Source organism: Corynebacterium sp. HMSC05D08 (assembly GCF_001807215.1).
Taxonomy (GTDB): domain Bacteria; phylum Actinomycetota; class Actinomycetes; order Mycobacteriales; family Mycobacteriaceae; genus Corynebacterium; species Corynebacterium striatum.
Genome location: NZ_KV788292.1, coordinates 141,900 through 168,128 on the forward strand (window position 1 = coordinate 141,900; position 26,229 = coordinate 168,128).

Annotated in this window: 24 protein-coding genes, 1 tRNA gene and 1 riboswitch; of the genes, 15 read left to right on the plus strand and 10 right to left on the minus strand. The window is 57.9% G+C overall.

The features are described from left to right. The first annotated feature begins 3 nt into the window (after positions 1-3). On the plus strand, positions 4-897 hold the full coding sequence (locus HMPREF3148_RS01450; RefSeq protein WP_005531487.1) for a polyprenol monophosphomannose synthase: 894 nt from the start codon (positions 4-6) through the stop codon (positions 895-897). A 146-nt stretch (positions 898-1,043) separates the two neighbouring features. Here the strand turns inward: HMPREF3148_RS01450 and HMPREF3148_RS01455 are convergent, their stop codons facing one another. After that, positions 1,044-1,418: an RNA polymerase-binding protein RbpA gene (locus tag HMPREF3148_RS01455; RefSeq protein ID WP_034657500.1), complete on the minus strand. Its 375-nt coding sequence runs from the start codon at positions 1,416-1,418 to the stop codon at positions 1,044-1,046. Positions 1,419-1,548: 130 nt separating this feature from the next. Between HMPREF3148_RS01455 and HMPREF3148_RS13935 the strand changes: the two genes are divergently transcribed. Genes HMPREF3148_RS13935 through HMPREF3148_RS13610 form a run of 3 tightly spaced genes read left to right on the plus strand, consistent with a single transcriptional unit; the run spans position 1,549 to position 2,791 of the window. Continuing rightward, the gene (locus tag HMPREF3148_RS13935; RefSeq protein ID WP_080548661.1) at positions 1,549-1,887 is read left to right on the plus strand and encodes a hypothetical protein; all 339 of its coding nucleotides are present in this window, start codon (positions 1,549-1,551) and stop codon (positions 1,885-1,887) included. Between the two features lie 6 nt (positions 1,888-1,893). Continuing rightward, the gene (locus HMPREF3148_RS01460) at positions 1,894-2,592 is read left to right on the plus strand and encodes a YceI family protein (protein ID WP_049151694.1); all 699 of its coding nucleotides are present in this window, start codon (positions 1,894-1,896) and stop codon (positions 2,590-2,592) included. 34 nt (positions 2,593-2,626) lie between these two features. After that, the gene (locus HMPREF3148_RS13610) at positions 2,627-2,791 is read left to right on the plus strand and encodes a hypothetical protein (RefSeq protein WP_005531483.1); all 165 of its coding nucleotides are present in this window, start codon (positions 2,627-2,629) and stop codon (positions 2,789-2,791) included. 455 nt (positions 2,792-3,246) lie between these two features. Here HMPREF3148_RS13610 and HMPREF3148_RS01465 read toward each other — a convergent pair whose 3' ends face one another. Beyond that, the gene (locus HMPREF3148_RS01465; RefSeq protein ID WP_172954269.1) at positions 3,247-4,275 is read right to left on the minus strand and encodes a bile acid:sodium symporter family protein; all 1,029 of its coding nucleotides are present in this window, start codon (positions 4,273-4,275) and stop codon (positions 3,247-3,249) included. A 363-nt stretch (positions 4,276-4,638) separates the two neighbouring features. Here HMPREF3148_RS01465 and HMPREF3148_RS01470 point away from each other — a divergent pair, with 363 nt between their 5' ends. After that, positions 4,639-7,560 carry an FAD-binding and (Fe-S)-binding domain-containing protein gene (locus HMPREF3148_RS01470; protein ID WP_070508583.1) on the plus strand — a complete coding sequence of 974 codons (2,922 nt, stop codon included), beginning with the start codon at positions 4,639-4,641 and terminating at the stop codon, positions 7,558-7,560. A 66-nt stretch (positions 7,561-7,626) separates the two neighbouring features. On the opposite strand, the gene HMPREF3148_RS01475 is transcribed toward HMPREF3148_RS01470, so the two are convergent. Continuing rightward, positions 7,627-8,940 (minus strand): class I SAM-dependent methyltransferase, encoded by a 1,314-nt coding sequence (locus HMPREF3148_RS01475; protein WP_070508584.1) that lies wholly within the window; start codon positions 8,938-8,940, stop codon positions 7,627-7,629. A gap of 191 nt (positions 8,941-9,131) precedes the next feature. Between HMPREF3148_RS01475 and HMPREF3148_RS01480 the strand changes: the two genes are divergently transcribed. Then, the gene (locus tag HMPREF3148_RS01480) at positions 9,132-10,472 is read left to right on the plus strand and encodes an NAD(P)/FAD-dependent oxidoreductase (protein WP_005531479.1); all 1,341 of its coding nucleotides are present in this window, start codon (positions 9,132-9,134) and stop codon (positions 10,470-10,472) included. A gap of 203 nt (positions 10,473-10,675) precedes the next feature. After that, positions 10,676-10,772: riboswitch (TPP riboswitch) on the plus strand. Beyond that, complete coding sequence (gene thiD, locus HMPREF3148_RS01485; RefSeq protein ID WP_049063591.1) at positions 10,760-11,602, plus strand: bifunctional hydroxymethylpyrimidine kinase/phosphomethylpyrimidine kinase; 843 nt, start codon at positions 10,760-10,762, stop codon at positions 11,600-11,602. It overlaps the preceding riboswitch by 13 nt. Before the next feature lie 82 nt (positions 11,603-11,684). On the opposite strand, the gene HMPREF3148_RS01490 is transcribed toward thiD, so the two are convergent. Next, positions 11,685-12,284, minus strand: a complete 600-nt coding sequence (locus tag HMPREF3148_RS01490) for a class I SAM-dependent DNA methyltransferase (protein ID WP_005531477.1) — start codon at positions 12,282-12,284, stop codon at positions 11,685-11,687. Between the two features lie 111 nt (positions 12,285-12,395). Between HMPREF3148_RS01490 and corA the strand changes: the two genes are divergently transcribed. After that, complete coding sequence (corA, locus tag HMPREF3148_RS01495; RefSeq protein ID WP_049063593.1) at positions 12,396-13,469, plus strand: magnesium/cobalt transporter CorA; 1,074 nt, start codon at positions 12,396-12,398, stop codon at positions 13,467-13,469. A gap of 51 nt (positions 13,470-13,520) precedes the next feature. Here the strand turns inward: corA and HMPREF3148_RS01500 are convergent, their stop codons facing one another. After that, on the minus strand, positions 13,521-13,982 hold the full coding sequence (locus tag HMPREF3148_RS01500; protein ID WP_172453480.1) for a PaaI family thioesterase: 462 nt from the start codon (positions 13,980-13,982) through the stop codon (positions 13,521-13,523). Positions 13,983-14,025: 43 nt separating this feature from the next. On the opposite strand from HMPREF3148_RS01500, the gene gndA reads away from it, so the two are divergent. From gndA to HMPREF3148_RS01520, 4 genes are all read left to right on the plus strand, one after another. After that, a complete protein-coding gene (gene gndA / locus HMPREF3148_RS01505) occupies positions 14,026-15,471 on the plus strand; it encodes an NADP-dependent phosphogluconate dehydrogenase (protein ID WP_049063595.1) in 1,446 nt (481 codons plus the stop codon). Positions 15,472-15,637: 166 nt separating this feature from the next. Continuing rightward, on the plus strand, positions 15,638-17,029 hold the full coding sequence (locus HMPREF3148_RS01510) for a DEAD/DEAH box helicase (RefSeq protein ID WP_049063597.1): 1,392 nt from the start codon (positions 15,638-15,640) through the stop codon (positions 17,027-17,029). Next, complete coding sequence (locus tag HMPREF3148_RS01515) at positions 17,029-17,892, plus strand: hypothetical protein (protein ID WP_005531466.1); 864 nt, start codon at positions 17,029-17,031, stop codon at positions 17,890-17,892. Before HMPREF3148_RS01510 ends, HMPREF3148_RS01515 begins: the two co-directional genes overlap by 1 nt. 65 nt (positions 17,893-17,957) lie before the next feature. Continuing rightward, on the plus strand, positions 17,958-18,788 hold the full coding sequence (locus HMPREF3148_RS01520) for a vWA domain-containing protein (RefSeq protein WP_070508585.1): 831 nt from the start codon (positions 17,958-17,960) through the stop codon (positions 18,786-18,788). Between the two features lie 137 nt (positions 18,789-18,925). Here HMPREF3148_RS01520 and HMPREF3148_RS01525 read toward each other — a convergent pair whose 3' ends face one another. The 5 genes from HMPREF3148_RS01525 to secA2 form a co-directional block, all read right to left on the minus strand. Further along, positions 18,926-19,504, minus strand: a complete 579-nt coding sequence (locus HMPREF3148_RS01525; RefSeq protein ID WP_100619455.1) for a MerR family transcriptional regulator — start codon at positions 19,502-19,504, stop codon at positions 18,926-18,928. 109 nt (positions 19,505-19,613) lie between these two features. Continuing rightward, a complete protein-coding gene (locus HMPREF3148_RS01530) occupies positions 19,614-20,252 on the minus strand; it encodes a bifunctional nuclease family protein (protein WP_070508590.1) in 639 nt (212 codons plus the stop codon). Between the two features lie 96 nt (positions 20,253-20,348). Further along, positions 20,349-21,095, minus strand: a complete 747-nt coding sequence (locus HMPREF3148_RS01535) for a transcriptional regulator FtsR (protein ID WP_049063604.1) — start codon at positions 21,093-21,095, stop codon at positions 20,349-20,351. A gap of 45 nt (positions 21,096-21,140) precedes the next feature. Then, on the minus strand, positions 21,141-21,572 hold the full coding sequence (gene odhI, locus HMPREF3148_RS01540) for an oxoglutarate dehydrogenase inhibitor Odhl (RefSeq protein ID WP_046646002.1): 432 nt from the start codon (positions 21,570-21,572) through the stop codon (positions 21,141-21,143). Between the two features lie 98 nt (positions 21,573-21,670). After that, complete coding sequence (secA2, locus tag HMPREF3148_RS01545) at positions 21,671-23,962, minus strand: accessory Sec system translocase SecA2 (protein ID WP_070508586.1); 2,292 nt, start codon at positions 23,960-23,962, stop codon at positions 21,671-21,673. 106 nt (positions 23,963-24,068) lie between these two features. Here secA2 and HMPREF3148_RS01550 point away from each other — a divergent pair, with 106 nt between their 5' ends. The 3 genes from HMPREF3148_RS01550 to HMPREF3148_RS01560 all read left to right on the plus strand — a co-directional run bounded on the left by HMPREF3148_RS01550 (position 24,069) and on the right by HMPREF3148_RS01560 (position 25,777). Further along, the gene (locus HMPREF3148_RS01550; RefSeq protein WP_070508587.1) at positions 24,069-25,223 is read left to right on the plus strand and encodes a bifunctional alpha/beta hydrolase/OsmC family protein; all 1,155 of its coding nucleotides are present in this window, start codon (positions 24,069-24,071) and stop codon (positions 25,221-25,223) included. After that, entirely contained in the window at positions 25,220-25,618 is a 399-nt protein-coding gene (locus HMPREF3148_RS01555; protein ID WP_049063610.1) for a YchJ family protein, read from the plus strand. The genes HMPREF3148_RS01550 and HMPREF3148_RS01555 overlap by 4 nt, the downstream gene beginning before the upstream one ends. An 85-nt stretch (positions 25,619-25,703) precedes the next feature. Further along, a tRNA-Pro gene (locus tag HMPREF3148_RS01560) sits at positions 25,704-25,777 on the plus strand. Positions 25,778-26,229: the final 452 nt, after the last annotated feature.

Genomic DNA, 26,229 nt, shown 5'->3' on the forward strand with positions numbered 1-26,229 from the left:
AACGTGAGCACTACCCACGCTTCCACCTTGGTTATCATCCCGACCTACAACGAGATTGAGAACCTTCCGCTGATCACCGGCCGTGTCCGCAAGGCAACCCCAGAGGTCAGCATTCTGATCGTGGACGATAACTCGCCTGACGGCACCGGTGAGGCTGCAGACAAGCTGGCTGCTGAGGATGACAAGCTGCACGTCCTCCACCGTGAGGGCAAGGGCGGCCTCCTAGGTGCTTACATTGCTGGCTTCAAGTGGGGCTTGGAGCGCGACTACCAGGTCCTCTGTGAGATGGACGCTGACGGTTCCCACGCACCTGAGCAGCTGCACTTGCTCCTCGCTGAGATCGACAAGGGCGCGGACCTCGTCATCGGTTCCCGCTACGTACCGGGCGGCGAGACCATCAACTGGCCTGCTTCCCGCGAATACCTGTCCCGCTTGGGCAACTTGTACATCTCCGTGGCGCTGGGCGCCGGCCTGTCCGACATGACCGCAGGCTACCGCGCATTCACGCGTGAGCTGCTGGAGTCCATCGACTTCGACGACCTGTCGAAAGCTGGCTACATCTTCCAGGTTGACTTGGCTTTCCGCGCTGTCAAGGATGGCTGGGATGTACGCGAGGTACCAATCACCTTCACCGAGCGCGAGTACGGTGAGTCGAAGCTGGACGGCTCCTTCGTCAAGGATTCCCTCTTCGAGGTCACCAAGTGGGGCATTGCACACCGTTCCGAGCAGGCCAAGGACTTGGCTGGCGAGGTCAGCAACATCGCGTCCTACACTTACCGCCACAGCTCCCTTCCGGGCCTGGCTGGCAAGCTCAAAGAAGGCTTTGCCTGGACCGGCGACTTCGCTGACGAGGTACAGTCCCTGCTGAAGCACCAGTTCGGCAGCAAGTCTAAGTAGGCAAAGCAAGCCGAGTAGGCTCCGAGCGGCTCACCATGAGCCGCCTACTAAGACGAAAGGGGCGCGCTACATTCCCAGCAATGGGGAAGTAGCGCGCCCCTTTTGTGCGCTATGTACAGCATGTGTGGCGCTGCAGAAACCGAGTTCTAGCTCTGATTCTCCTGCTGCTCCTTGAGCAGACGAGCAGCGGAGCGGCGGCGGGAGCGCAGCTGATCGATGCGCTCGGTAAGCAGTTCGTCGAGTTCCTCGATGGAACGGCGCTCACGCAGCATGTCCCAGTGGGTACGTGGCGGCTTGGCTGGCTTGGATTCTACGCCTTCGCCCTCCATAAGGGTGCCCAGCTTACCGTTCTTACACATCCACTCCTCAGGAATTTCCGCATCATCTGCGAAAGGAACTTCGTAGATGTCACCGTCTTCGGTGCGGTACTTGACCATCTGGCGTGGTGCTAGGTCGTGGTCACGGTCCGTCTCGTAGCTGACGGCGCCCATACGGCTACCACGGAGTACGCGATCTGCCATGCAACATCATCCTTTTCATAAAGAGTGCTCGGAAGGGTTGATATAAATCACCCAAGAAACTAACAGTATAACGAAGTACAGCGTGCGTTTGTTCCCACCCCGGGTTAAATGGACTAAGGTGTAACAGGTGATCCGTCAAGCTAGCCGCGACCGTGCTGTCGCATCGTGTCAATGGTGCGGCAAGGAGATCCCACAAGGAGGGCGCGGACGCCCTCGCAAATTCTGTAGCGCATCATGCAAGCAACGCGCATATGAGCAGCGTAATAACGTTTCGGGTACATCAATTCCGAAGAACGCTGTGATCATGACTCCGGAGCGTGCTGATGAATTGCGGGATGGATTATTTGAACTACGCTGCTCAGCCGAGGACGTCGCAATGGCAGCGAAGGAAGGTGCAGATGGAGATGAGCTCCAGGAACTGTGTTCTGAACTCGTCGCCTTGGCACGTCGGCTCGAGGAATTGAGATAAGGAAAAATGCAGAAACTTCTAGGTAACCGCAAGCTGGTCATTTCCATTTTCGTGGTGCTAATTCTCGTCGCCACGGTGGTTGCACTTGGCCCGTTGTTCTATTCGATTTTCATGGGCCGTGGTGTCCAGACAAAGCCTGTTGATGCAGCGCACACCAAGCCAGCTAGCACCGATGTCGATGGCACCTGGAACGTTGTTGCTGGTACGCCACATAATTTCACCTCGGTTGGTTTCACCATCAACGAGGTTCTGCCTGCTGAGAAGACCACGACCTCCGGCTCCACCAAGGACGTGACCGGCCAGGCTGTCATTAAAGACGGCAAGATCGAAGAAGGCACGATCACCGTGGACATGACCACCTTGACCACGGATAAAAAGGTTCGTGACCAAAACATGAAGGACAAGCTGTTTATCACGCGCCAATTCCCTGAAGCCACGTTCACTCTGACTGAGCCTGCTGATATTTCTGCAGTGCCAGACGACGGCTCGGTGGCCAAGGTTAAGCTGACCGGCGACCTAACGATCAAGGGCAAGACCAAGAAGGTCACCCAGGAATTCGACGTTGTTCGCGACGGTGAGACCATCGTTATGGGCGGCAACATTCCGGTCAACCGTCTAGATTACGGAATTGAGACTCCAGAGATGATCGCGGCCAAGATTGAAAAAGAAGGCGAAGTAAACATTCGCGTCACGCTTCAGAAGTAACTAGCAATACGGAAGTAACTAGCAATACGCAGGCATGAACTCTCAACATCTAATCCCAGTCATCTGGTTCCGACTCGTGGTGCTCATTAGCTTCGCAGTATTCGTCGGCTTCCAGAAAATGTGGCTACTCCTTGGCATCGCAGTATTGCTCGGCATTCTTACGGGCTGGCAACTTATCACTGCATACAACCGCCGTTAGAGCACACCCGCAATTCCCACTCACACCACCGTTTAACGTCACAGTGACATTAAACGGTGGTGTACTCAGTTAGGGCAGAAGCAACCCCAAAAGCCGAAAAAGCCCAAATTCAGCCACCGCGTCCGAGCCAGACCAAAACCGGACCCAAACCGGGGGCAAGCAGTCGGACCAACAAGCCAGACCAACAACCGGGTCAATATAAATCCAACGAGTTGAGCCGCGCGAGTAGCCCAGGACAAAGCCAAGCCGCTCGGCGACGTCTGCACCCAGCCGGGGAAATGCGCGTCACAAGAACTAATTGATACGTGAGTGCCGACAAATCGATATAGATGCACGGGGACGTATAGACGTAACGCCACTATTCAATATTTGTCCGATAATGTACATTATGTCATTTAGGATTTGTGTCGTTATCCCCCGGGCCCCTTATATAAGGGGCCCACCTGACCTCACAACTAGCTCACGTGCGCCGGCTCTTTCAGTAGTTCCCCTGAGGTCTCCTCAGCGGGCAAAGGCTTACGGCGAACGAGTGCTGCGAATACTGCGCCCGTGATGTTCGCCCACACGGCTGCCACAACGCCTGGCAATGCAGCCTCAGGCGTAAAGAACTGCAGCGCCAGCGCGGAGGCCAAACCGGAGTTCTGAGTGGCAACTTCGATAGCCGTCGTACGCGCTGCTGCTTCGCGCTGACGAGTTACCTTTGCCGTGTAGTAACCAAAGAGGAATCCGATGACATTCTGAATGGCCACACCGAAGAATACAACAAGACCAACCGTCAGCAGCTTATCCTGCGACTTTGCCACAACCGCAGTAACCACTGCACCAATACCGACGATAGCCACCCACGGCAGCACCGGGATGACATAATCAACCGCCTTGCTTGCCACAACGCGCAGCAACAGGCCAAGTGCAACCGGGATTAAGACCGTCTGAACCAGCGACCACATCATACCCATTCCATCAACCTCAGCGCTCTGCCCCGCCAGCCACAGCATCAACAGTGGCGTCATAATTGGGGAAACCAAGGTAGAAACGGACGTCATGGCGACAGACAGCGCCACGTCACCCTTTGCCAAGTACGCCATGACATTGGATGCCGTACCACCAGGAACCGAACCAAGCAGGATTAGGCCGACGGTAACGGCGTCGTTAAGCCCCAGCAGCTTAGCAACAAGCACTGCACTGGTCGGCATAACCACAAACTGGCATACAACGCCAATAAGGATGGGCAATGGACGCTTGGCAACGAGCGCAAGATCCGGGATCGTCAGGGTAAGACCCATCGAGAACATAATGACCATAAGCAGCTGGCTCGTATAAGAGCTAACCGGGACAAAGGTCGACGGACTCATGAAGGCTGCAATTGCACACAGCACAATCACGATGGGAAATGCGTAAACCGCTAGCTTCTCAGAGCTGCTTTGCGCTTCCTGCGCCGCCGACGGATCGGCTACTTCACACTGGTGAGAAGTCATACTCGACATGTGACTCGCCCTTACTACTTGGAAGTTACCCACCTCTTCCCCACTCGCATGTCCGGCTTGCCATCAGGCACCTTCATTGTGAGTGGAATCTGTGGGGGTAAAGGTTAGGGACCTTGCCCCCAGGAACGATACCCCTGAGCCCAACTTCCCTTTCCCGATCCCACCGACGTGGTGAATATCTTTCTATGGATTGATTGATTTCCAAACCATAGCACAACATCCCGTTAAATGAACTAGCAGTTTCGGACGTTGGGATACCGCTAATGAAGGGGTCTAAACTGCCGCCCCAACTGTGGTTAAACAAAGGTGACCTTAGGCCACACTTACTATCGGTCAACAGATATCTGGGACTAAGTTGAGTGTATGCAAAAGCTTCTGAGTCCCGATTCAACAAAGATTTCTCGCCCACAGGGATCAACGAGCCAGGCAGATGCTGTACCAGCGAAGTACACCAACGGCTCCCCCATGTCGCTCATCAAAGACATGGAGGCCATCGTCGGTCCGGAAAACGTGCACGGACGCCTATCAGACCTTGTCCGATTCTCTTCCGACGCCGGCCCCTACCGATCCATTCCTCAAATCGTAGTGTCAGCGCGTAGTGCCAGCGACTTGTCCAAGCTCATGACCTACTGCCGCGAGAACGGCCGCCACATGACGTTCCGCGCCGCGGGCACCTCGCTCAACGGCCAAGCAATGTCAGATGACATCTTGGTTGATGTGAAGACCAACTTCACCGGCATGGAGGTCAGGGATGGCGGCGGCAAGCTGTGGTCCCGCCCAGGCGTTGTGCTTGGCGACGCCCAGGCAGTCCTCGGCCGGCACGGATTCATGCTCGGCCCGGACCCAGGATCAACCTCTGTATGCACCATCGGCGGCGTCCTTGCCGACAACTCCGGCGGCATGCGCTGTTCGCTGGAGCGCGATAGCTACCACTGCGTCGATGAGCTCGTCTTCGTCTTGCCCTCCGGAACCATTGTCGATACCGCTCGCGGCGACGATGCCTTCCGTGCACAGGAGCCTGAACTTCACGCCAACCTCCTCGCCTTCCGGGACTGCCTGCGAGCGAACACCGAGATGGTGGAGTTCTTGCGCAAGAAGTTCTCCATCCGCAATACCAACGGCCTACGCATTGACGCTTTCCTCGACGAGGACGAGCCGGTCAAGATCCTAAAGCGCCTCCTCGTCGGCTCCGAAGGCATTTTCGGCGCCATCGTCGAGTCCGTCATCAAGACGGTAAAACTTCCCAAGGTCAAGGCCACGACCTGGGTCGAGTTACCGAACCTGCGCGATGCAGCCAACTTCGTGCACCCAATCATGGAGGCCGGCGCTGAAGCCTGCGAACTCCTCGTCGCACCGGTGATGCGCCGTTCGGCAGAACACTACGCCCACGCGCCAAAGTCCTGGATCGACCTTGATGACGATGCAGCAGCACTGCTCGTCGAGGTAGGCGGCACCGACCTCGCCGATCTCGAATCCGCGATGGAGCGCCTCAAGGAGGTCCTCAAGGACGCACCGCTTTTACGCCCACTCGAATTCGAGACCACACCAGAGGGCATGCGCGGCGCATGGGAGCTCCGCAACGGTTTGTACGGCCTGCTCGGAGCCGACCGCCCGAACGGCACCACCTACATCACCGAGGACGTCTGCTTCCCGCCCGCAGAGGTAGGCAACGCAGCCGCCGATTTGCTGGATCTGCAGCACAAGTATGGCTACCCCGAGTCGGTGATGGGACACGCCGCCTTCGGCAACCTGCACTTCTTCCTTACCCCGCGCTTCGATCTAGACGAAGAACGCGAATCTTATGCCAACTTCCTGGACGAGCTGGCTGAGTTGGTCATCGACAAGTACCAAGGTTCGATGAAGGCCGAGCACGGTACCGGCGTAAACATGGCTCCATTCCTCGAGCACGAGTGGGGCTCCGAAGCCTTCGAGCTCTTCTGGGAAGTCAAGAACATGATTGACCCGCAAGGCATCCTCGCGCCAAATGTGAAGCTCACCCGCGACAAGTCCGTGCACCTGAAGAATTTCAAGTCCTTCCCCAAGGTCGAGGACATGATTAATCCTTGCGTGGAGTGCGGCTTCTGCGAACCCGTTTGCCCGTCCCGCCACGCCACGGTCACCCCACGTCAGCGCATCGTCTTGCGCCGCGAGATGGCCCGCCAACCAGAAGGCTCTGCGGTCCTGCGCCAGCTGCAAGAGGAATATCAGTACGATGCCGTCGACATGTGTGCGGCGGACGGCACCTGTTCCATTCCGTGCCCCATCAGCATCGACACCGGCGCAGTGATGAAGCAGCTGCGCAAGCAGGGAGCTGGCCCCAAGGCCGAGAAGGTAGCCCTGTCGACCGCGCAGCGTTGGGCGCTCGTCGAGAAGCTCGCGCGTGCTGGCGTCATTTCCGCCAATAAGATTCCGCACAAGCCACTTGAGCTCGGCGCCAACATGGCCCGCAACGTCATCTCCCCTGACTTGCTGCCCACTGTGCCAGGTCCACTCCCTAAGGGTGCGTCCCGTCTACCGGAGACACCGCGTGAAGGCGCACAGGCCTTGTACTTCCCGGCTTGCATCAACCGCATCTTTGGCCGCCCTGCTGGCGCCGCCCCGGATTCGGTGGATCTGCCGCGCGCCGTCGTCGAACTTGGCCGCCGTTCCGGACAACCGGTGTGGATTCCGGATGATGTAGCAGGCGACTGCTGCGGTACTCCTTGGTCTTCTAAGGGCTACACCGAGGGCTTCGAATACCAGGCCACCAAGATCGTCCGCGACCTGTGGCACTGGTCTGAGCACGGCAAGCTCCCCATCATCGTGGATGCCGCCAGCTGTACCCACGGCTTGCTCGACAGTGTCCCAGAGGCGCTCTCCGAAGCGGACAAGGAATTATGGTCCCAGCTGCGCATCATGGACGTCGTCGAGTGGCTACGCGATGAGGTTGCCCCTCACCTACCGATCGTCCAGAACATGGGCACCATCGCCGTTCACCCAACCTGTTCCACTGCGCACATGGGCATCAGCGATGACTTGGTGCAGCTGGCCAACCTCTGTGGCCATGCCAAGGTTCCAGAAGGCGCTATGTGCTGTGGCTCCGCCGGTGACCGCATCATGCTCCACCCAGAGCTGGTGGAATCGGCTACCCGTGAGGAGCGCGCTTCCCTCGAGGCTGAGCACTTCGATGCTTATGTCTCCGATAACCGCACCTGTGAGATGGGCCTGGAGATGATCTCCGGCAAGAGCTACGACTCCATCGCTGTCTTGCTCGAGCGCGCCTCGCGCCCTGTGGTTACTCCTTAACCGCTTATCCTCTTAGCCAGTTAGCCCCTTAACCCTGCCTGGGTCTACTGCGTGGCCGATTGCAGCCTAACGGCGGCCGCCGCGATTGCGATGGGTCGCCGTTACTTGTACGGCGTCGATCATGCCCAGCTCGAAGAGCGCTTCACGCAACGCGAACTGGAAGGTCCACAGCCTGCGGAATACCGGATCGAATCCCGCTGCTGCTGCTTCGCGCAGGTGCCCGTCAAAGTAGCTACGCTGCTCACGCAGCGACTCCGCGTAATGGCTACCCACGTGAGTCTGTGCCACGATGCGAAGATTGGACTGCTTGTCAAAGAGCTTGTGTGTTTCCTCGATGGTCGGGTAATCCAAACCCGGCCAGATATAAGCCCGCAGCACCTGCAGTGCTGCCCGCCCAGCAGGCGTCATCGCATCCGTCGCAAAAGTAGAGGCCAATGCAACTCGCCCGCCTGGCACCAAGGAACGGTCCAGGACGCTCACAAAGCGCTTGCGCTCAGCCGGAGTGAGCAGCTCTAGTTTCTCCACGCTCACAATCGCGTCATAACGCCCACGCCACTGCTTGGGGTGAGGAATCACGGCGTCGCTAAGCTGCACGTGTACCGAATCCGCAGCGCCTTCGAGCAACAAGATCTCGTTGAACTCGTTAAGCTGCTCAGCATCGGCCGTCAACACATCCACCGTTGCGCGTCGACTCACAGCCTCCACCGCCACATTCAACCCCGTCGCGGGATAAACCAAAAGATGCGTACCCGCACCGGAATGCGTGGCGTCGAGGAGCCACTGTGCGCTGCGCCGCTGGCCGTCCCGCAAATCACTACGATCCACGCTCGTTGGCTCACTGACTTTAGTTACGTCAACAAGGTGTTCTTTAGGCTCTTTCCTGCCCGCCTGTTGGCTAAAGCTAGGAACCGCCTCGCGGACCGTCGTGGGAACCCCACTGGCAAAAATGCCACCGCTGTGTGTAAACCCGTCGCCTGCATATAAACGGACCAGCTCCACAGGAAGCTCCCCCGGAGCAGAAAGTTCCGGTGCAAGGTCCTTAGCCTTGGGCCGATACCCAGTCTGCAGCAGGCAGCGTAAAACCTTCACCAGCTTCTCCGAGTTTTCCGTAGTCCACTCGCCTGCTAGATAAGACTCCGCAAAACCAAGCCATCCCGTAGCCGCAATGCGAGTAAACAGCGCATCGTGTAGGACCTCCATGTCTGGACCGTCTTCTGAATCCGTTTCCGGATCAAGGTCGATCTCCGCCAGGTCGCATGTCTTGGCAAATTCCGCCTCTGCGCGTCGGGCTTTAAACTGCCCAAAGCTCACTGAAGGAACATTCGCCACGCTTGGCCATTGCGCAGCGTCAATTGTGTCTAGGTGTGGAAAATTGACCATTTTCTTGGGGTCTCCTTGACCAGCTGCACTAAGGGGTTTGCACTCACCTTAATCTGAAAAGCCCACCTAAATACCTCGCCATGCCGAGGAAGAGCCAGTTTAAGGTATATAAAGTATGCATGTACGGTATCTAGGGTTTAGACTGATTCGGTACAAAAATTTTCGCTTTCTCAGGAAGGTATCACCCCACCATGGCTGAAACCCCTTACCGCCCAGCCGGCGGCCGCCACCACGTAGTCGTTATCGGCGCAGGCTTTGGCGGTCTCAACGCAGTACAGCAGCTAAAGAATGCTGACGTCGAGATCACCCTGATTGACAAGAAGAATCACCACCTGTTCCAGCCGATGCTGTACCAGGTAGCAACCGGCATGATCTCCGCCGGTGAGATTGCTCCTTCTACCCGTCAGCTGCTGCGCGGCCAGGATAATGCCCACTTCGTCAACGGCGAAGTAACCGATATCAACATCGAGGATCAGACCGTTACCGCTGAGCTCGACGGTTTTAGCCGTACTTTCGCATACGACTCCCTCGTCGTAGCTGCTGGTGCCGGCCAGTCTTACTTCGGCAACGACCACTTCGCTGAGTTCGCGCCGGGCATGAAGACCCTGGATGACGCACTTGAGCTGCGCTCCCGCATCGTGTCTGCCTTCGAAAAGGCTGAGTTTGTTGACGATCCTGTCGAGCGCGAGCGCCTCCTTACCTTCATCATCGTTGGTGCTGGCCCAACCGGTGTGGAGCTAACCGGCCAGATCGCCGAGCTTGCAAACCGCACGCTGCGCGACCAGTATTCCAACTACGGCACCACCAGCGCCAAGATTTACCTCTTGGATGGTGCGCCACAGGTACTGCCGCCGTTCGGCAAGCGCCTTGGCCGCAAGGCTCAGCGCTCCCTCGAGCGTCTCGGCGTCGACGTACGTCTGAACGCTATGGTTACCGACGTCACCGAGGACGCTGTCACCTACAAGAACATGAAGAACGAGGACGTTGTCACCCTCGAGGGCGCAACCAAGATCTGGTCCGCTGGTGTGTCCGCTTCCCCGCTGGGCAAGATGGTTGCTGACCAGGCTGGCGTCGAAGCAGACCGCGCTGGCCGCGTCTCCGTCAACGACGACCTGACCGTGGGCCAGCACGACAACGTCTACATGGTCGGCGACATGATCTCCCTGAACCGCCTGCCAGGCGTAGCACAGGTTGCTATCCAGGGTGGCGCACACGTTGCCAAGCTCATCAAGGCAAAGGTCGACGAGGAGTCCACCGCCAACGAGCACGAGGCATTCGAGTACTTCGACAAGGGCTCCATGGCCGTCATCTCCCGCTTCAACGCTGTTGTGAAGATGGGCAAGACCGAGTTCGACGGTTTCCCGGCATGGGTTTCCTGGATGGGCTTGCACATCATGTACGTCCTTGGCTTCCGCAACCGCACCACTGTTGCTGTCAACTGGATCCAAAACATGATTTCCCGCGACCGCGGCAACCTGGAGATCACCGATCAGCAGCGCATCGCTCGCAACTTCATCAACAAGAATAAGTAAATGAAGTCACGCCGATGACGGGCCAGGCGCGCACTTCAGCGCCGCCTCCCAGCCATCCTGCATCCCGCCCCCGCCTGGCCAAGCTTTTAAGCTTGCTCACGCGGGGGCGGTTTCTGTTTTGTTCTCAAGCTACTGATTCTGCCGAATCTGCAGAATCTGCCACCATTTATCTCCGCCAGATAGTGCTTTTTGTTAACCTCAAAGCTTACGACAAGGGGTGCCGTTGAAAACGGCTGAGATTAGACCCTAAGAACCTGCACTCAGTTAGTACTAGCGAAGGGATAGTTGTGGAATCCACGGATCCACGTGGCACTTTGCCACGCGTTTTGACCATTGCCGGAACGGACCCCACGGGCGGTGCCGGCGTCCAAGCCGACCTAAAGTCTTTTATGGCCGCAGGAGCCTATGGCATGTCGGTGGTCACGGCTTTGGTGGCGCAAAATACGCAGGGAGTGCGTGCGGTGCACACTCCCCCTCTATCGTTCCTGCAGGAGCAGTTTGACGCTGTGCTTGACGACGTCGCGGTTGACGCAGTGAAGATCGGCATGCTCGGCACCGCGGACATTGTGGCCAGTGTTTCTCGCTTCTTGGACGCACTCGCCCCAAATACCCCAGTTGTCTTGGACCCTGTCATGGTGGCCACTAGCGGGGATAGGCTCCTCGACGAGGAGGCGGAAGCCGCAGTACGGGAACTCTGCCGCCAGGTCACCGTCATCACGCCAAACCTCAAAGAGCTTGCGGTGCTAACGTCCACGCCGCAGGCGAGCAGTCTCGACGAGGCGATTTCGATAGCTCAGGACTGGGCCAGCGAAACGGGCACCTATGTCATCGCCAAAGGCGGTCACTTGCAGGCAGGCCACGCAGACAACGCCGCTGTGGGGCCAGAAGGAGTGCTCTGCCGGGTTTCAAGCCCGCGGGTAGACACGAAAAATACGCACGGCACCGGCTGCTCGCTCTCGTCGGCACTAGCCGCACGCCTTGGCGCGGGGGAAACCCTGCCGGACGCTCTTGAGTGGTCCACCACATGGTTGCATGAAGCCATTGAAAACGCCGATGGTCTGCGCGTCGGACACGGGCACGGACCTGTGGATCACGGACACCAGCTGCGGCGACAGGCCGGGCTGCTTTAGAACAGTTCGCGAACTGTTAACTGTTTTCGAACCCTTCTCGAGATTCTTTAGGACGGTCATTCTCTAGGACTGTATCTGGACGCTAAAGCAGGTCTGCGCCTGGGCGGGTCAGCACCGCTACCAAGAATGTCGAGCTCTCCTTGAATACCTTCATATCCCACGAGGAGAAAAGGAAGTCAACGCGGAAGCCCACCTCCTTGGCCAGGGTCAGGAAGTCATCAAAGGCCCAGCCGCGGCCTTCACCAAAACCGACGACAAAACGGCCGTCAGAATGCAGCGAGTTGTAGATGTTGCGAATGGCTGCCTCGCGGCCATCAACTGCGAGGAAGGTCATAACGTTGCCTGCTGCCACGGCCAAGTCAAAGTTACCCTCCGGAATCTCGTCCTCCGAGAGGTCACCTACCACCCACTGGCCGTCCGGGAAATCATGCTCCGCGTGGCTAATGAGGATGGGATCGACGTCGACACCGACGACCTTGTGGCCACGATTGACCAACTCGCCACCAAGCCGGCCTGTGCCACAGCCTGCATCCAAAATTAGGGAGCCTCGCTCCACCATTGCGTCCACTAGACGCGCCTCACCGTGGATATCTTTGCCCTGCGCAGCAAGCATTTTCCACTTGCGGGCAAAGTTCTCTGAGTGTGCAGGGTTGGCAGCGGTGACTTCTTTCCAAGTAGGCATGAAAACTAGTATATGCCCCGTGGCAGTGTAGGCTTTACCCGCTAGTTAAAAATTGCCTGCCGAAACCAATTTCGGCTCACGTCTGCTCATAAAGTGAAGGAGGCTGAAACGATGCCGTCTGTACCGTCGCCCTTCAGGCCACGCAAGAAGAACGATCCACCCAGTTCCTCCCGCACTTTCTCTGTTCCGGCAGAACGAGCAATAGAACATTGCCGGGTCTTCGTCGATGGCGAGTCGCTTCCGGGCGAGTTCACCCCGCACACGGCTTTGCAGACTGTGGAGGAATACGGACGCGGATTCGTGTGGGTAGGCCTGCATGAGCCTTATGAGTCCCAGATGACCAAGGTTGCGTCCGAGTTTGGTATCCACGAACTGATCGTGGAAGACGCCGTCCAAGCACACCAGCGCCCCAAACTCGAGCGCTACGACGATCAACTGTTTATGGTCGCCCGTTCGGTCAACTACCGCGACCACGATGAGGTTGCTGATAAGCGCCAGATCATCTCCACAGGTGAAATCCAGATGATTCTGGGGAGCAACTTCATCATTACGGTCCGCCACTCTGCCAAGCTGCCAAACCTGGCCTACACGGTCCAGGACGAGCAGGACTTGGTCGAACTCGGACCAGTAGCCATGGCATGGAAGATTCTTGACATGATGGTGGATCGCTACTCCGAGATCGTGCGCCTGCTCGCCATCGAGGTCGATGAGATCGAGGAAGAGGTCTTTACGCCGCAGACCAAGTTCAACATTGACAGGATCTACATGTTCAAGCGTGAGATCTTGGAGATGAAGCACGCCATTGACCCGCTTTCGGTCGCGCTGAAAGCCATGATCAATGACCACAAGGACTTGATCTCGAAGCAGATTCGTTCTTACCTGCGCGACGTCAACGACCACGAGCTCGTGGTCAAGGACCAGGTGGCAGGCTTTGACGAGCGCCTCACCTCGCTTATCGACGCCTCTGTGGCCAAGGTGACCATGCAGCAAAACAGCGACATGCGCACCATCTCTGCCGTGGTCGGCATGTGGGCTGCTCCTACCCTGGTCGCTGGCATCTACGGCATGAACTTCGATGTCATGCCGGAACTGCACTGGGCTGGCGGATACTTCATGGCGCTAGGCGTCATGGTGCTCGTGGTCGCGGTCATGTGGTGGTGGTTCCGCCGCAACCACTGGCTCTAGGGCGGAAACAAAGCCCTAGGGAGTACACAGCACTCCCTAGGGTCCGCAGCACTATGGGTTGACCATTGTGCGCAGGTTCGTGCGCGCAATGAGTTTGCCGGCTTGGCGCATCTCAATGCACCAGATGTGGGTGCGCCGACCCAGCTGTACTGGTGTTGCCACGGCTTCCAGAATTCCGTCAGACACTGAGCGGATGAAGTCGGTGTTGTTGTTGATTCCAACTACTGGTGCAGCCGCTGCAACGAAGGATGCAATGGAGCCCACGGATTCCGCGATGGAGCAATAAAGGCCGCCGTTGGCCGCGCCCCACGGCTGGTGGTGCTCAGGCTTGACCTCAAGCTGGGCACGTACTTCGTCCTTCGACACAAAAGTAAAGTCCAGGCCGAGCAGCCCGCCAAGGCCGTGGTTGTGGGCGTTGAAAACCGCGATTTCCTCAGCGGAAAGCGGGCGTTCTTGGACGGTGGCGACCATCTTCGCCATGAGTTCAAACTTGTCTGGGTTTTCTTGGCTCATGCCATGACAGAATAGCGGGAAAGTCTGACGTAGGATAGAGCACATGACTGAAAAGACTGAACTCGCCCACATTGGCGTTGTCGGCTTGGCTGTTATGGGCTCTAACTTGGCCCGCAACTTCGCCCACAACGGCAACACCGTAGCCGTCTACAACCGCAGCCCGGAGAAGACCCACAAGCTCATCGAAGAACACGGCTCCGAGGGCAACTTCATCCCTTCCGAGACCGTCGAGGACTTCGTCGCATCGCTTGCGCGCCCGCGCAAGGCCATCATCATGGTTCAGGCAGGTAAGGCTACCGATGCAGTAATCGACCAGATGGCTGCAGCCATGGATGAAGGCGACATCATCATCGATGGCGGAAACGCCCTCTACACCGACACCATTCGTCGTGAGAAGGAAGTAGCTGCCAAGGGCAAGCACTTCGTTGGCGCCGGCATCTCCGGTGGCGAGGAAGGCGCGCTCAACGGCCCGTCCATCATGCCCGGTGGCCCTGCTGAGTCCTGGAAGACCCTCGGCCCCATCCTGGAATCGATTGCTGCCAAGGTTGACGGCACCCCGTGCGTGACCCACATCGGCCCGGATGGCGCCGGCCACTTCGTCAAGATGGTCCACAATGGTATCGAGTACGCCGACATGCAGGTTATTGGCGAGGCCTACCAGCTGCTGCGTTACGGCGCTGGCCTCGAGCCTGCCGAGATCGCTGCTGTGTTCAAGGAATGGAACTCCGGCGATCTCGACTCCTACCTCATCGAGATCACCGCTGAGGTTCTCGCACAGACCGATCCAGAAACGGGCAAGCCGCTTGTCGACGTCATCGTTGACGCCGCCGGCCAGAAGGGCACCGGCCGCTGGACCGCCATCAATGGCCTAGAGCTGGGTGTTCCGGTTACTGCCATCGCTGAAGCTGTCTTCGCTCGCGCTCTTTCTTCGGCTACCGAGCAGCGCGCAGCGGCCCAGGAGGGTGAGCTTCCAGCCGGCGTCATCGAGACCGACGTCGACAAGCAGGCGTTCATCGAGGACGTGCGCCAGGCACTCTATGCTTCCAAGCTCATCGCTTACTCCCAGGGCTTCGATGAGATCAAGGCGGGCTCTGAGCAGTTCGGCTGGGACGTTGACCCACGCGACCTTGCCACCATCTGGCGCGGCGGTTGCATCATCCGCGCTAAGTTCCTGGACCGCATCCGCGAGGCTTATGACACCAACCCGCAGCTGTCGGCCCTGATTCTCGATCCTTACTTCAAGGGCGAGCTCTCCGAGCTCATTGCGCCTTGGCGCCGCGTGGTTGTCACCGCGACCCAACTAGGCCTACCGGTACCGGTCTTTGCCTCTTCCCTGTCCTACTACGACAGCCTGCGCGCTGAGCGCCTGCCCGCTGCCCTCATCCAGGGTCAGCGCGATTTCTTCGGCGCTCACACCTTCAAGCGCGTGGATAAGGAAGGCACCTTCCACATCGAGTGGTCAGCCGATCGCAGCCTGAGCGAGCTTTAGATTCAGCTGGCTTGACGCCACCGAATCTTGCGCAGCGCTAGGTCCTCTTCTTGGGGTCTTGGCGCTGCACTCGTTTTAGCCCTAGGGCCTCCGCGCCGGTCAATCCGGACTTTGTGTGCTTTCGGGATTACGGAATCATGAGGCTTGGCCACTAAGCTAAAGGGCAATGACTACTTTCGCCGACCTCGGCTTACCTCAAGAAATCGTACGTGTCCTCAACAAGCAGGGCATCACGGAACCTTTCCCTATCCAGCAGGCGGCAATCCCCGACGCCCTCGCTGGCAAAGACGTCCTCGGCCGCGGTCCGACGGGTTCTGGCAAGACCTTCACCTTTGGCCTTCCCATCCTCACCCGATTGACTCACACTGGTGCCTCGAAGCCGGCTCGCCCGCGCGCTTTGGTGCTTGCACCGACGCGTGAGCTCGCGACGCAGATCCACGATCGCCTCGATGAGCCCGCGAATGCTTTAGGCTTGCGCGTCCTTTCTGTGGTCGGCGGCGTGAACATCAACCACCACATCCGCTCGCTCGCCCGCCCCGTAGATCTGTTGGTGGCAACCCCTGGACGCGCACAGGACCTCATCAATCAGGGCAAGCTTTCGCTTGACGACGTCGCGATTACTGCGCTCGACGAAGCTGACCACATGGCTGACATGGGCTTCCTCCCGCAGGTCCGCAAGCTCATGGCGCTCACGCCCAAGAAGGGACAGCGTTTACTCTTCTCTGCCACGCTGGATGGCGATGTGGACAAGCTGGTCAAGCAGTTCATGCACTCCCCTGTTACACACTCAACCGCACCGGTTGAAGCAGCAGTAGACACCATGACCCACCACTTGGTTTTCGTTGGGGACCGCGATAGCCGCAACGACGTGGTTGTGCGCATCGCCGCACGCGAAGGCAAGACCATCTTGTTCATGCGCACCAAGCACGGTGTAGACCGTCAAGCCAAGAAGCTGCGCCGCGTAGGAATCAATGCCCTGCCGCTGCATGGTGATAAAGGCCAGGGCGCGCGCACGAAGGCCATTGAGGGTTTCGCTGATGGCTCGGTTCCCGTGCTTGTGGCCACCGACATTGCGGCCCGCGGCATCGATATTGCGGACGTCTCGCTGGTCGTGCACGTGGACCCACCTGCTGAGCACAAGGCCTACCTGCACCGCGCCGGGCGTACCGCGCGTGGTGGTGCCTCTGGCGCGGTGGTCACTTTGGTCATGGATCAGCAACGCGATGAGGTTGCCAAGCTCATCAAGAAGGCCGGAATCAAAGCCTTCGAGCTTGATCTAAGTGATCGACCTAATCCTGCTGGCGCTCCGGAGCTCGCCAAGATTACCGGCGCACGCAAGCCTTCTGGTGAACCCCTCCCGCCGCCGCACCAGAACAATCCGGCTTCGCGGGGCGGTAGTTCCAAGCGCCAGAACGCTGGCGACCAGTCTGGACAACCTGGACGCGGCAGACACGGTGGCCGTGGTGGCCGTGGTGGCGCGGGTGGCCGTGGCAGTCGAAACCGTTCCCGCAATGGAAAGCCAGGGGGCTCGGGCCGCCGAGGTGGTGGTCAGCGCTAATGCTGCTGCAGCCCAACGAGTGGCGTCCCCGCTACGATGCGCATGTTGCACGTGCTGAGGAGCTCCTAGCCGAGTTTCGCCACCCCGGTGGCTATCACCCGGTCTATGATTTCCTCTTCGAGTACTACCCGGTGCGGCCTTCTCATCTTCGACGTTGGCACCCAGGCTTTGGGGTTACGCTCTTGGGCGAGCCGGGACAGGTTCCGCACGAGGAGTGGCGCGACTACCGCCGCACGAGTCAGGGGATACACCTTGATCTGGACTCTTTCTGGCAAAGACGCGGGGAATCTATCACCTATATCCGTAACCTGATGGCAAAGACTGCGGCCAATCCTGCACAGTTTGACTGCTTCGGGTTGCACGAATGGGCGATGGTTTATAAAACGGACACTCCGCGCCATGACTTACCGCTGCGCTTGGGCGCGGCGGGCACCAATGAGGTCGTCGAAAACCATCGAATCCGGTGCACCCACTACGATGCTTTTCGCTTCTTCACTGAGCCAGCACGTCCGCTCAACCTCACTGTGTTGACGCGCGAAGGACAGCCGGACAGCGATCAGAGCGGTTGCGTCCATGCGACGATGGACCTGTACAAGTGGGCATGGAAGTTGGGCCCCTTGGTGCCCGGTGAGCTATTCATTCAAACCTTGGAGTTAGCCATTGAAGCCCGCACTCTTGATATGGAGGCTTCGCCGTATGACTGCCGTGATTGGGGCTTCGGCGTGGTGCCTATTGAAACCCCAGAGGGCAAAGCTGAATACGTTGGGCGCCAACGTGCGCTGGCAGCCAAGGCTAAACCGCTGCGTCAACGGCTTGTCACCCTCGTGGATGAGGCGTCGGCGGCTACAATGACAAACCGATAAAGTGAGCATAAGCCCGGGTGGGGCTATGGAAACGGCACGAGCCGTCCAGTGTGGAAGGAATACTCATGGCACGACATTCCAATGGCAAGAACACGTTCGCGATGGCGGGTTGGGTGTTGGCCCTCCTGGCCGCACTTATTCTCGCTATTGCGGTGGGCTTGTTCTTCCTTCTGCGGGGCGGGGACTCCCCTAAAGCCACGACGGCAGCTGACTCAGAAGTCGCCGAAACCACGGCAGAAGCCAGTGCCGCAGCTTCCACGAGCAAGGAAGCACCCAGTTCCACGTCCACGGCTGCGGATTCGAGCGCCAGCTCCATGAGCGCTGCGCCGGATAACGAAGCTGGGGCCGCCTTCGCGGACAACACCCTTGTCCTGCTTGATACTTCAGAGGGACTCGCTCCCTACTTCAACCCTGTAACGCAGGCCCTAGCGGAAACAGCCACTGCTCTCGGTGAGAAAGATGGCCTAGTGAGCCTGTGGAACTATTCCTCACCTATTTCCGAGACCGCCACAGTGGGATACCGCCAAAACATTGGCTTCGGCGAGGCCGGCCCAGTGGCGTTTGCGGTTCAGCAGTTCGGTACCGGTGGTGTTCCCCAAACCCGTAGTGCAGTCACTGCCGCGCTGACGAATGCCTCTGAACAGGCTGCTGGTACTGGCAAGAACGCTAAGGTCCTCCTCGTCACCACGGGCACCGCGCAGGACATGGATGATTCCACATTCAAACAAGTACTCAACGAAGCCAAATCCAAGGACGTAACCTTGTCCGTCGTCCACGTTGGCGAAGGCGACAAAGACACAGTGCTTGACGACGCCGCAGATTCCTTCACCGCCGTTGCAGACCCAAGCGATGAGGCAGCAGTAGCCAAGGCACTCAAGGCAGCCGCTGGCGCGTAGCGCTTTGCACCAGCCGCGTGCCGCGCACCAATTGAAAGGTAGATAGTGCGGCTAGATTCTGCCAGACAAACAAAACAGCTACAGGCCCCGACTCACGTGAGCTTGAGTCGGGGCCTATAGCTTTGGTCAAAGAACTCCTAAGAGGTCTTGCGCTTGCGGCGAGCAGCGAGCTCGTCGATTCCTACAACAGTTTCTTCTTCGAACTCGTCGACGCGCTCGGCCGGGAAAGAGGAAATGGTGCCGGAGAGCTCCTTGAGGATGCCAGGCACAGCAATACCGAACACACCCTGGCCGCCGGCCAGAAGGTCGATGACCTCATCGTTGGAGCGGCACTCGTAGACGGTGGTGCCGTCGGAAACGAGGGTCAGCTCAGCAAGGTCATTGACACCGCGGTCGCGCAATGAATCAACAGCCACGCGAATGTTCTGCAGCGAGATCCCAGTGTCAAGCAAACGCTTAACGATCTTCAAGACAAGCACGTCCTTGAAGGAGTACAGACGCTGCGAACCCGAACCGCGGGCGGTACGAATGGAAGGGTTAACCAGGTTGGTACGTGCCCAGTAATCAAGCTGGCGGTAAGTAATGCCGGCAACCTGGCAAGCGATTGGAACACGGTAACCCAGTTCCTCGTCAGGACCCACATCGAAAAGGGACTCTTGAACGTAGCCTTCGTCCGTGCCGAAGGTGGCGGTGTACTCGTCGCGTTCGCCGTTGATGCTCACGTAATTACTCCAATGGTGTTTGTTGGAAGCTCTAAAGCTTTATTAAAGGCCACCACCCTGACCCCGTCAAGGGCAAGGCATGACCAAACTCTCTAGTGCAACTTTAGACTTCTTTATCCCCATTGTCATCATTAGTCACACGCGTGTCATTAGTTTCTTTTCCATCGTTTTCTTCAAGAAAGTCCACTTCAGACACACCTAGAGAGCGCATCATCGCCTCAAAATCGGCATCTGCCTGGGGATTTCCTGAAGCAGAGCTGTCTGAGCCGAGGGTTTTCCCTGCTTCTTCCGCAGCGGGGGGAACGGGGGGATCAAAGTGAAAACCGAAGTAGGCTTCCATGTCATCTGCCGTCACAAACACCGACACTTTATTGAGCAGCTCTTGATCGACGGTGATTGGAACTCCAAAGTGTTCGGAGACTACAAGCGCATCGGTGAGCTTAGCGTCATGAACTTCCCCGGTTTCATCGACGATGTCAATCATGAAGGTGCCTTCGTAGTAATTGACTATCTCGATCGAGCCAACGCCGCCGGCCATTTCGATGAACTCCAGGAGTAGATCATGCGTGTTAGGGCGAGTCTCGCTATATCCGTCGAGGCGCTGCATGACGCGCGACCCCTCAAGCGGGGAAAGCCACACGGGGAGGATCTTGTTTCCTTCTACCCAACGCAGCAACGCGCATAGTTCATTTTCCGGCTCCATTACATGGATGCCGTGGAACTCAAGACTAGTTTTTTCCATGCCCTCCACTCTCCCACATTTGGGCCGATCGTGGTGGCAGGCCCAGCGCAAGTAGGGAGTTCCGTGGGCCGGAAGGTCTTGAGTCCCCGAGTCTGTTTAAGAGTTGTACTCGTTGCGCAGGTCAGTCTTGACCAAAGTGGCATGCAGGGAGACGACCAACGCGGTCATCTGCTGGGAGAGTTCCTCCGCCTGGTGAGCAGCGGTGTCAGACTTGGAGTTGGCCACTGGGGAGGCAACCCGTGCAATGAGGTCAGCCTGCCGGCGGGCATTGTTGCGCAAGGACTTAAGCTGACGCTCCTCAAAGCCGAAGGCCTTGAGCGCCACAGCTGCAGAAACCGCGGCTACGTCGTCAGCGTCAAAGAATCCAGACGCATCCGGAGAGATGAGGCCAACCTTGACCAGGCTTGCCACCTCTGCTTCAGTGGAGCCAGCCTGGGCGGCAACTTCCGCGTCAGTCAAACGGGTGACGGCCGGCGCACGGAACTGATCGGGACGCAGAAGTGTTTCTGCCTTGCCCGCAGACACGATAGCCATAACCTGACCAGAATCCATGGCTTCAAGCTGCTCACGAATAACCTTCAGCGGCGTGTAGTTGTCTCGCTGAGTAGTCAGGATGTAGCGAAGGCGATCAACGTCTTCCTGAGTGAAGCGGCGGTAACCGGACGCAGTACGTTGTGGCGTGATCAGACCTTCGGATTCGAGGAAGCGAATCTTCGACACGGTAACGTCAGGGAACTGCTTGTTCAGCTGCTCCAAAACGACGCCGATCGACATGGTCTTGGCCTTCTTCGCCTTCACTGCCCCTTTACGCAGGGCTGCGGCGTTGGACTGTGCTGCGCTCACGATATTTCTCTTGGTGCTTCTCTCAGGGTCGAACGTGATTCGTTATTACTGGTTGGCGATGAAAACCAGACGGAACTTGCCGATCTGAATTTCATCGCCCACGTGCAGTACCTGGGAGTTGCGAGGCTCGCGGTTGACGTAGGTGCCGTTGAGGGATCCGACGTCGACGACCTCGAACTCGCCCTCATTCACGCGGAATTCGGCATGGCGGCGAGAAACGGTGACATCATCAAGGAAGATGTCAGCCTCTGGGTGACGGCCCGCAGTGGTGGTGGGCTGGTCAAGAAGGAAACGGGCGCCAGCATTTGGTCCACGCTTTACAACGAGAAGTGCTTGCCCCTCAGAGAGGTTCTCAGCACCAGCAACGGAGGTCTCGTTACCCGCCGCGGCGCCGTTTTCCATCTCCTTGAGAAGGTCTGCACGGAATACAGAAGTGGTTTCTACCTGCGGTTCCGGGGTTCCGGTCTGCTCGCTCATTTTTACCTCCGAATGGTCGGATTCATGTTGACTTATTCCATATTAGCGACTCACCCGCGCGCGCGAGCATCGTCACCCTATTTGTTTCGTAAATTATGTTAACGGAAAATATTGCCGATGCCTTTAAGCACCGAATTTCCTCCGCCGGACAAGGGATTATCCGAGACCATGTAGGTCCACGTGGCGCTCGGGCGAGCCAAGCCAGAATCTTCCATGTGTGCCCCCGCTTCGTCAATGCTGACCTTCTTAAAGGTATCCACGGATTCCTCCACCGCGCGCTGTGCTAGCTCCTTGAATTCGCGCACCGCAATACGGTGATATTCATCAATCGGAGTCTCACGCGCGATAGCACGAAGATGGATGGACTCACGCACATCATCCATGAGTTCCAGGTGGTCTGCCCAGGCGAGGTCCAGGTGATAAAGCATGATTTCACGCGCAGCGGCGATGCGAGCACTTTCTGGGACCTCTGCCAGTTCGGCCGCCCGCTGCGGCGCACGTTGCTCGAGTTCTTCCCAGGCTTGGGCGGAATCAAGCAGCTTTGCACGGCGTTCGTCGATGATGATGCGCTGATCAGCTAGGAGCTGGTTGTATTTCCAGGTTTGCGCGTGGATTTCCAGCAACTGGCCCTCGGTAACGCGTTGGCAGTGCGCCACGAAGTCAGAGACACGCTTCGATTGAATCAAGCCGGTTTCATCCGGCTGCGCCGACAGCGCTTCGTCGCCACCGCCTTGCTTGACGACGTCGTCCTCCAAGGACACGAAGAACAGAGACAGACCCGGGTCGCCTTGGCGTCCTGCGCGACCACGCAGCTGATTATCCAGGCGCGAGGTGCGATGCCGCGAGGTGCCAATGACCGCGAGGCCACCAAGCTCGGCAACTTTGTCCCTATCTTCTTCGGTGGCGCCGCCCAACTTGATATCAGTACCGCGGCCTGCCATCTGAGTAGACACCGTTACACGCCCAATGTCGCCGGCTTCGGCCACAATCCGCGCCTCTTCGGCATCGTTCTTCGCGTTAAGAACGCTCACGGCAATGCCCCGCTCACGCAAAGCTGCCGCAAGATCCTCAGATTCGGCCACGTCGTGGGTGCCTACCAGCACCGGCTGCCCAGTGGCATTGATGGCAACGATCTCTTCGACGATTGCTTTGGACTTGTCCTCGACCGTTGCATAAATACGGTCGGCCTCGTCAAAGCGCTGCAGCTCCTTGTTCCTGTCGATGACCGAGACGTGAAGGTCATAGAACTGCCGCAGCTGATCCGTTGCTTCGACTGCGGTGCCGGTCATGCCGCACACCAGCGGGTAGCGGCGCATCAGCTCCTGCAGAGTGATGGTGTCAAGGATACGGCCGCCCTCGGAAACCTCGAGTCCTTCCTTCGCTTCGACGGCCGCCTGCAGTCCGTCTGGCCAACGCTGCAGGTCCGCTACCCGTCCGCGGGAGGCGTCAATAAGCTGCAGCTTGCCGTCTGCGACGATGTAGTGAATGTCGCGAATCAGCAACGCCTTGGCGTGGAGCGCAAGGTTGACCTTCACCAGCACGGTGCCGATGTTTTCCTCGGAATATAGGGAATCGATGCCAAGCTCCCGCTCGACGCGTGCTGCGCCGTCTTCGGTAAGCGCTACCGTGCGGCCGTCCTCAGCAATGACGTAATCGAGGTCCTCACGCAGGCGGGAGACAACGTTGGTGATATGGCCTGTGGGGGCTTGACCGGGGCGATTGCCCGCCAGGACGAGAGGCACGAGGGCCTCATCCACCAGAACGGAGTCCGCCTCATCGACAAGCGCCACATCCGCGCGGGCCTGAACGGTCTGGGAGCGATCCGTGATCTGGTTGTCGCGAAGCACGTCAAATCCCAGTTCATTGACGGGGGCATAAATGATGTCGCAAAGGTATGCCGCGCGACGCTCATCCGCTGTCTTCTTTTCGGTAACTGAGCTAACTGTCAGACCGAAAAACTCCACCAGAGGGCGCATCCATTCAGCATCACGATCTGCAAGATAGTTGTTGACCGTCACAAGATGAACGCGCTTGCCCGTGAGCGCGAAACCGGTTGCCGCCATCGCGCCAACCAGAGTTTTGCCCTCACCGGTGGCCATTTGGATGACGTCACCGGTGAGCAATCGGAGCACGGCTTGGGACTGTACGGTGAAAGGATACATTCCCAGGGTGCGTTCACTGGCCACCGCAAGAGCCGCCAAAAATGTGGCTTTATCTGCAATTTCACCATCCCGCACGGAGTCGCGCGCGGCCTGGGCAACCGCGGCGTCGTCAAGCGCGGCTAGCTCCTGCGTGGCAGAACTTGAGCTTTCAACGATCGCTTTGGACTTCTTATCGTTTCGCTCAGACTGCGCACCCATGGCTTTCCAGAACCAACCAAATGCACCCATGCTCGTCTCCGTTACTTCCAACGACTTAACGTAAATTCATTTAACTCTTTCGACTCTAGCTAACCCACTGTGGCCTATGTGGCGAAGGCTCTATATCCTAGAATTTATGCAATCCGTGAACGTGAAGCTCCCGTCCTCCACCGGAACCATGATGGCGGGAACCATCGACTTTCCAGACTCTGCGCCGCAAGCATTCGCCATCTTTGCGCACTGTTTTGCAGGCTCCCGCCACACGCCTGGCGCCGCCCGCGTTTCCAAGCAGTTGACCAACTTCGGCGTAGCCACCCTCCGCTTTGATTTCCCTGGCCTGGGCCAATCAGAGGGCAACTTTGCAGAAACCAGCTTCAGCCAAAATGTGGCCGATATTCAAGCAGCCGCCACATGGCTCGCTGAGAACTATTCCGCACCGCAGCTGCTGATGGGCCACTCTCTCGGCGGCGCCGCTTCCTTGGCCGCGGCAAGCGGAATCCGCTCACTCAAGGCAGTAGCTACCATCGGTGCGCCTTTCGACCCGGCACACTCCGTGCTTCACTACGCAGACAAAATCGGTGAGGTCGACGCAAACGGTGAAGTTGAGGTCACTCTGGGTGGACGTGCGCTTACCATTTCGCGTCACTTCCTTGAAGACCTTGCTGATACCAATCCAGAGGAGTACCTGCGCCACCTGCGCAAGCCGCTCATGATCCTGCACTCCCCGATCGATCAGACCGTGGGCATCGATAATGCACAGAACATCTTCCTTAAGACTCGCTACCCCAAGTCTTTGGTGGCGCTCGATAAGGCGGATCACCTCGTGACCAAGCAGGGGGCTGCCGCACGTGCGGCGGACCTTATCGGCGCATGGTTCGAGCAATTTATTGTTCCAGAGAACGTGCCAGCGCACGTTGACGATTCCGCAGCCCAGGCACAGCCTGCAGTGGGCACCAAGTTCGGCGTTGTGGTGCGCCACAATGACCTCTCTGTCCCTGCGGACCGCACTAAGAAGCAGGGAGGCAAAGGCCAAGGTTTCACCGCTGAGGGCCTGCTCATGTCCGCATTGGCAACGGCTAGTACTCAGTCCATCAAGCAGGCGGCCAAGGGCATGGCGCTTGACGACGTCGAGGTAACCGTCACCCACGTTCATGACAAGACTTTTGAACGCCGCATTGAGTTGGTGGGTAACCTAAGCACCGACGAAAAGGCGGAGCTTTTCAAAGCAGCGACTACTTCTGAAATAGAACAGCTTCTGGGCGCTGCCCACATCGTGGATGTACACGCATGATCGTGCTCAATCCATTAAGCCCAGAAGCCCGTTGTCCTTGTGGGCTTGGCCTCAGCTTCAGTCAATGCTGCGGGCAGTATCACGGTGGTAAACCCGCGCCCACTGCCGAGGCTTTGATGCGCTCCCGCTTCTCTGCTTTTGTGACGGGTGATGAGGAATACTTGCTCAGGACCTGGGACCCAGACACCCGCCCTGAGCGAGTACACCTAGAGGACAATGGAATTCGCTTTTATCGCCTAGACATAATCGACACAGAGGACGGCGGGCCGCTCGATACCACCGGTGTTGTGGAATTTGAGGCCTTCTATAAGGGCGCCGCAGTAGGTTCCCAACGTGAACGTTCTCAGTTCCGCCGTCAAGACGGGAAATGGGTCTATAGCTCCGGTGACTTTTAGTTAAAACAACAGCTCATCTAGGCGATTGGAAACAGTGAATACGACTGATGTAATCTAATCACGTTGCGTCCTCAAAGCGTGACGGCGGACTATGGCGCAGTTTGGTAGCGCACTACACTGGGGGTGTAGGGGTCGCAGGTTCAAATCCTGTTAGTCCGACCGAGAGAAACCGGAGTGATTTAGTTCACTTCGGTTCTTTTAGTTTTTCACGTTTCCGCTGTTCAGGGCGTTATAGATTTTCTACCTGAGATAGCACCATAAAGCCCGATGGGTTGTTTCAGGGGATTTATGGCACGGATATGGCACGGAATAAACGGGGCTCAACCCGAAAATTGCGCAGCGGTCGCTACCAAGCTCGATACACAGGACCGGATGGAATTCAGTACAAAGCGCAGACTACTTTTCCTGATGAGTTAGCCGCTTTAGGGTGGCTTGCTTCAATTCGGCAAACCATCGATCTAGACACATGGCAACCTCCAGAGATTGCACCCAGGATCCGTAAAGTGCCCACCGTAGGCGAAATGGTCCAGCTCTGGCTTACCCAAAGCAAAGCCGAAGGAGGGCCTGACCCCGGGACAGTGGATACGTCGGGGGTTAGCTATGCTGCTTTG